This window comes from Thioalkalivibrio sp. HK1 (assembly GCA_000583135.1).
In the GTDB taxonomy this organism is placed as follows: Bacteria; Pseudomonadota; Gammaproteobacteria; order HK1; family HK1; genus HK1.
Map to the genome: position 1 here is coordinate 41,035 of JFBG01000015.1, position 6,294 is coordinate 47,328.

Annotated in this window: 7 protein-coding genes; 5 read left to right on the forward strand and 2 right to left on the reverse strand. The window is 59.4% G+C overall.

Translation table 11 applies throughout. The features are described from left to right. Positions 1 to 211 precede the first annotated feature (211 nt). The 3 genes from BF99_RS0105645 (at position 212) to BF99_RS0105655 (ending at position 4,141) form a co-directional block, all read left to right on the forward strand. The gene (locus BF99_RS0105645) at positions 212 to 1,375 is read left to right on the forward strand and encodes an isovaleryl-CoA dehydrogenase (RefSeq protein ID WP_025770106.1); all 1,164 of its coding nucleotides are present in this window, start codon (positions 212 to 214) and stop codon (positions 1,373 to 1,375) included. An 80-nt stretch (positions 1,376 to 1,455) separates the two neighbouring features. Continuing rightward, positions 1,456 to 2,520 carry a phosphorothioated DNA-binding restriction endonuclease gene (locus BF99_RS21865; RefSeq protein WP_197019055.1) on the forward strand — a complete coding sequence of 355 codons (1,065 nt, stop codon included), beginning with the start codon at positions 1,456 to 1,458 and terminating at the stop codon, positions 2,518 to 2,520. Positions 2,521 to 2,533: 13 nt separating this feature from the next. After that, positions 2,534 to 4,141, forward strand: coding sequence for a carboxyl transferase domain-containing protein (locus BF99_RS0105655; RefSeq protein WP_025770108.1), 1,608 nt, complete (start codon positions 2,534 to 2,536; stop codon positions 4,139 to 4,141). 32 nt (positions 4,142 to 4,173) lie between these two features. Here the strand turns inward: BF99_RS0105655 and BF99_RS22800 are convergent, their stop codons facing one another. Beyond that, positions 4,174 to 4,311: a hypothetical protein gene (locus tag BF99_RS22800; RefSeq protein WP_156013179.1), complete on the reverse strand. Its 138-nt coding sequence runs from the start codon at positions 4,309 to 4,311 to the stop codon at positions 4,174 to 4,176. A 301-nt stretch (positions 4,312 to 4,612) separates the two neighbouring features. Continuing rightward, the gene (locus BF99_RS0105660) at positions 4,613 to 4,810 is read right to left on the reverse strand and encodes a hypothetical protein (RefSeq protein ID WP_025770109.1); all 198 of its coding nucleotides are present in this window, start codon (positions 4,808 to 4,810) and stop codon (positions 4,613 to 4,615) included. Between the two features lie 450 nt (positions 4,811 to 5,260). Here BF99_RS0105660 and BF99_RS0105670 point away from each other — a divergent pair, with 450 nt between their 5' ends. Together BF99_RS0105670 and BF99_RS0105675 are read left to right on the forward strand one after the other, a co-directional pair. Next, positions 5,261 to 5,506, forward strand: a complete 246-nt coding sequence (locus tag BF99_RS0105670; RefSeq protein ID WP_025770110.1) for a hypothetical protein — start codon at positions 5,261 to 5,263, stop codon at positions 5,504 to 5,506. A 150-nt stretch (positions 5,507 to 5,656) separates the two neighbouring features. Next, positions 5,657 to 6,151 (forward strand): hypothetical protein, encoded by a 495-nt coding sequence (locus BF99_RS0105675; RefSeq protein WP_156013180.1) that lies wholly within the window; start codon positions 5,657 to 5,659, stop codon positions 6,149 to 6,151. Positions 6,152 to 6,294 lie beyond the last annotated feature (143 nt).

A 6,294-nucleotide genomic window follows, 5' to 3' on the forward strand; every position in this document is an offset into this window, starting at 1 on the left:
TTGATCGCCTCGCCTACTCGAAGAGATTGCCCCGACAGATCCCGATAAGATGCCAAAAGAGATGAAAAACCCGCATGGCAAGTGATAAGGTTCACCCGGTCAAGGGCCATCGGCAACCCGCCTTTGCGATGCCGCATTGTCCGCATCGATCGATAATACGCATCGGATTCCCCCTCGTCCTTGCCTTCGTTTTCAAAAGGAGCCCGCTTCGATGTTCGATTCCGGCATGCATTTCGGTTTGGGGGAGGAGATCGAGGCGCTAAGGGAGAGCGTTCGCCGATTTGCGCTCGAGAGGATCGCCCCCATCTCCGCCGATATCGATGCCCGCAACGAGTTTCCTCAAGCCCTTTGGCAGGAGATGGGGGCGCTGGGTTTGCACGGCATCACGGTGGAAGAAGACTCGGGCGGGGCGGGGATGGGCTATCTCGCCCATGTCGTGGCAATGGAGGAGATAAGCCGCGCCTCGGCCTCGGTCGCCCTTTCCTACGGTGCCCATTCCAATCTTTGCATCAATCAGATCCGGCGAAACGGCAGCCTTGAACAGCGCCGGAAATACCTTCCTCGATTGATATCGGGCGAGCATGTCGGGGCGCTGGCGATGAGCGAATCCGGTGCCGGGTCGGATGTGGTCTCGATGCGGCTCAACGCCTCGAAACATAACGATCGCTTCGTCTTGCAAGGCACGAAGATGTGGATCACCAACGGCCCCGATGCCGATGTGCTGGTGGTCTACGCCAAGACCGACCCGAAGGCCGCCGCGCGCGGCATCACGGCCTTCATCGTCGAGCGCGAATTCCCCGGCTTTTCCGCTTCTCCCAAGCTCGACAAGCTCGGGATGCGGGGCTCGAATACCAGCGAGTTGGTCTTCGATGATTGCGAGGTGCCCTACGAGAACGTTTTGGGCGAGGAGGGTCGGGGGGTGGAGGTGTTGATGTCCGGGCTCGACTTCGAGCGGGTGGTGCTCGCCGGCGGACCTTTGGGGATCATGGCCGCCTGCCTCGATCTGGCGATGCCTTATGTGCACGAGCGCAAGCAGTTCGGTCGCTCCATCGGCGAGTTCCAGCTGGTGCAGGCGAAGCTGGCCGATATCTACACCGGGGCCAATGCCTGCCGCGCCTATGTCTATGCGGTGGCCGCCGCTTGCGATCGCGGCGAGGTCACGCGCTTCGACGCCGCCGGTTGCATCCTCTATGCCGCGGAAAAAGCCACCCGCATCGCCCTCGATACCATCCAGCTTTTGGGGGGCAATGGCTATATCAACGATTACCCCGCCGGTCGCTTGCTGCGCGATGCCAAACTCTACGAGATCGGCGCCGGGACTTCCGAAATCCGCCGGATGCTGATCGGCCGCGAGCTCTTCGAGGAAAGCGGCTGAAAGGGCAAGGCGAGGGCGAAGCGCCCTGCGGATACGATCGAAATGCAATGCGAAATAAAAGGCTTGGCGAGACGAAGAGCATGAACGATCGACATCCCTTTTCGAAAAAATCGGATTCGAAGAAGTCGGATTCGAAAGGCGATCTTGGGCTTACCGCCGAAGATCTCCTCCATGCCTTCGATCACCTGCGCCAAAATCGTTCGGCCAAACGACCCTCGCCGCATAAACCCTTGATGGTGCTCTTGGCATTGGGAAGGATCCTTCGAGGCGATCGGCGTTTCATGGCCTATAGCGACATCCAAGGACCGGGCACCTCGTTGATCGAAGACTACGGGCTGAATGCAAGGCAGCCCGATCCCTGCCTGCCCTTTACCCACCTTTCCGGTGACAGGGCGGGCCAAGGCAGGCTATGGGAGATTCGGGATTGGGACGAGATCCAAAGAAGGTTGAAAGAGGATCCGGCAACCCGAGAAAAGATCGAGCACCAATCCCCCTTGATGCTCATTCGAAGCCCTTCCCGGTTGAAAAAACACGACGTCGAAGCGGGCTTCACCGCCCCCGTTTACCATCTCCTCAAAGGCAATCACCGGCTGATCTTCCAAATCGCCCGACGCCTGCTCGACAAGGAATTCCCCGAAACCCTGCACGCCGATATCCTCGCTCGGGTGGGGCTCGACGAGGCGCTCGACGAGATGGACCATCGAGAGGCTATCGTCAAGCGTCGCCCCCGAGATCCGAGATTTAGAGAAGAGGTATTGGTCGCCTACGGCTATCGATGTGCGGTATGCGACTACAACATTCGACTCGGCAATACATCCCTCGGGGTCGAGGCCGCCCATATCCGATGGCACGCCTATCGAGGCCCGGATCGGATCGATAATGGATTGGCGCTTTGTACCATCCACCACCGGGCGCTCGATAACGGTGCGATCGGAATCGACGAGGGGATGAGGGTGATGGTCTCGGATCATGTCAACGGCGATCGGGATAGCTGCGAGCGATATTTCCATCGCTTTCGGGGCAAGGAGATCCACCTTCCCTACAATGCCGACGATCGACCGGATCCCGATCATCTGGAATGGCATCTGGATCGGGTTTTCAGATCGAGAAGGCGCCGCCCCCTCGCATCGGAGCCTTTGCCATGAGAGCCAGCGAACGATGAGCGTCCTTTCCTCTTCGGTCAACCCGAACTCGGAAGTCTTTCTCGCCAACGACCGACGCATGGCGGCGTTGATCGACGAAGTGGCCGTCGCCGCCGAGCGGACCATGCAAGGCGGTCCGGAATCCTCCCGCGATCGCCACCGGCGGCGCGGAAAACTTCTGCCCCGAGAGCGCATCGCTCGCTTGCTCGACCCCGGATCTCCTTTTTTGGAGGTCGGTCTGTTCGCCGCGCACGATCTTTATGAAGGAGAGGTGCCGTCGGCGGGCATCATCACCGGTATCGGCCGCATCGAGGGTATCGAATGCATGGTGGTCTGCAACGACGCCACCGTCAAAGGCGGCACCTACTACCCGATGACCGTCAAAAAGCAGCTCCGCGCTCAGGAGATCGCCGCGCAAAATCGCTTGCCCTGCATCTATCTGGTCGATTCCGGCGGCGCCAATCTTCCCAACCAAGAGGATGTCTTTCCCGATCGCGATCACTTCGGGCGCATCTTCTACAACCAGGCCCGGCTCTCGGCGCAGGCGATCCCCCAGATCGCCGCGGTGATGGGTTCTTGCACCGCAGGCGGCGCTTATGTTCCGGCGATGAGCGATGTGAGCATCATCGTGCGCAAGCAAGGCACGATCTTCCTGGGCGGCCCGCCCTTGGTCAAGGCCGCCACCGGCGAGGTGGTCAGCGCCGAGGAACTAGGCGGTGCCGACCTCCATGTGCGTGAATCGGGGGTTGCGGATCATCTCGCTCTCGACGATGCCCACGCCCTCGATCTGGCCCGACGCGCGGTCCATCGCACCGCCCGGACCAAACCCCTCGGCTTGCCGATGCAAGCCTCGGTGCCCCCTCGCTACGATCCTTGCGAGATCCCGGGCTTGGTCCCCGATGATGTGCGCCGGCCTTTCGAAGTGCGCGAGGTGATCGCCCGCATCGTCGATGATTCTCGTCTCGACGAGTTCAAGGCGCTCTACGGGCAGACGCTGGTTTGCGGCTTTGCGCATATCGAGGGGATCCCCGTCGGGATCCTCGCCAACAACGGCATCCTCTTCGCCGAATCCGCACAAAAGGGGGCGCACTTCATCGAGCTGTGTGCGCAGCGCTGCATCCCGATCGTTTTTTTCCAAAACATCACCGGCTTCATGGTGGGGCGTAAATACGAGGCGGGAGGCATCGCTCGAGACGGCGCCAAATTGGTGATGGCGGTGGCATGCGCCCAAGTGCCGAAGATCACGCTGATCTTCGGGGGCTCCTTCGGCGCCGGGAACTACGGGATGTGCGGGCGGGCCTTCTCTCCGCGCTTTTTATGGACATGGCCGAACGCCCGCATCTCGGTGATGGGGGGCGAGCAGGCGGCGGGGGTGTTGGCCACCGTCCGGCGGGAATCGCTCGAACGCCAAGGCGGCAAGTGGTCGCAAGCCGAGGAAGAGGCCTTCAAATCCACCATCGAGGAGCGCTTCGAACGCGAGGGTCGTCCCCTTCACGCCAGTGCCCGCCTGTGGGATGACGGCATCATCCACCCCTCCAAGAGCCGGGAGGTTTTGGCCCTTTCGCTTTCCGCCACGCTCAACGCCCCGATCGAAAAGACCCGCTACGGCGTGTTTCGCATGTGATATCGAAAAAAGCGCTCTCGATAAAAAGGCAGTTATACGGAAAAGCACCAATCCCCGGATGACAGGCCATCCCACCGCCGCCCTTTTCCGGTTTCCCATAGCCGCCGGCGCATCATCCAGGCTTTGTCGAGCGCTTCGGTCGCAACGCAGGTGTCTTTCCTTGAAGCCATGGAGCCATCCGCCCCGTCGAGTGCACGGGGCGGGCGTTTGCGCTGGCAGATGGGTGCAGGCTACGAGGTGGATTGGCGAAGGGTGGGCGGATACTCACCCGTCCAGTCAATCAGCGCAGGTGCTCGATGCCTTCGACCGTCGTTTGCGCATACACGCCCGAGACGAGGCATTCGCCGCTCGGTACTCGGGGTCGTTTGCATAGCGGTCACGGCGGGCGGCGTTCACCTTCGATCGATGTGGGTCGGTGGATGGATAGGGGTGCTATTCCGCTTCGCCTCCCGCAATTTTCAACGGGTCCAATCAACCCTTGAGTACGTCAACATCGGATCGAAGGTTGGATATGTCCACCCGCACCGCATCGATGCGGGCGATCATGCGAAGTTCGCTATCACGGATATCCAACCTGACCGCGTCGAGATCCGACTTGATGAGCCAAACCCCCGACCCGACCGCAATAGCAATCGCACCGACATACCCTAAGAAAGTTCGCAAATCCATAACGCCCTCCCTTCGCTCGGTGCTCTCGGCTCGGTGTATGGATGCGCAGGTGAAACCCAACGATACCCCGCCCGTACCTGCGCCCCTCAGTGCTACGATTTCATAGCATGATTGTACGCTATATCAGATAGCGCAGGTGGACGCACTCGAACGGATGGAGGTGCAGGTGGGCCGATACCGCATCGAGCGCACCCGCAAGGATGGATATCGTTTTCGATACCCGCTCGACCGACTGACCCCCCGATCGATGATGGTGTCACCTGCGTCCCGGCTCCGCCTCGATTACCCGCATTCAGCCCCCGAGCGTTAGCCCGCTTCCGTCGGCGTTTGCCGGGGAAATCCATGCAATCTAAAATGCTACCTGCACACAAATGCGTTTGGGATATCCTATGATCGAAGTCGAGCGCGGGCGTTCGGAGCACCTGCACTCATCCACCTATCGAGCGCAGGATGCGTTATGGATTGGCAAACCATCGGGGTATTGGGGGGATCGTCATCACGCTCATCGTGGGTTTTTGGCGGGTCATCACAGAAATTCGAGCAGTCGATGGGCGCATCGATACGGTCAAGGATGACCTAGCGAACCTGAAAGCCGAAGTCGGGTATATCAAAGGTCGGTTGGACCCATGCATCCTTTGCATCCTTGCTGCGCATGTGAATATCCACCCGAACACAACCACACACCGAGCGGGGTGACCCTCAGGGGTGCCCGCCCCCAAGCGGTCGATAGCGTAAAAATAGGAAATTATATCGGATAGTGCCGAGAAATATATCTTGACATTTCGATCGAAATAAAGTAAGGGTATAGGAACGGGTACACAAGTGATAACAACGGAGGAAGTAGCCATGAAAAAGATAGCGATGATTGCGATGCTCTTCGGCTTCGTCGGTGCGGTGTATGCCGCCCCGCAAGAAGCGACGAGTCAAGGCGGAATCCAGTATCAGGCTTCGGTTGAACAAGAGTCGCCGATGATGACGGCGGGTAGTCAGTTGAGTCAATGCAAGTGGCAGTGCGACGAATACGAAGACGGGTCGCAGTCTTGTTACGACACTTGCGAGAAGTTTCACGGCGGGCAGGCGTCCATTGATACCGAGCAACCGACGATGCTGGCCTACGACGATTCCCAGCAATCCGACCCGTGGAGCGGTGAAGGTGGTGCGATGTTGAAACCGCAGTTGGACACCGACCCGCTTTGCGATACCGACCCGTGGTCTTGCTTCAATTATGCAAACAACGATGCGACCGTGGTGCGCACACCGGAACAGACGGCTTTCTTGTTTGCCGTGTTCGTATACGGGGCGGTATGCGCAATCACGAACGGCGGGACGGGGTGCAACTAATCCATCATAGGCGTCCGAGAATGGGGCTCCGTACGAGCCCCTTTTCTTCGGTTATCCTTCGGCACTATTCGATATAATTCCCATTACTATCGATTGGCCCATCCGGAGCAAGGGATCGCCGGCGGATTCGTTTATAAAGAAGT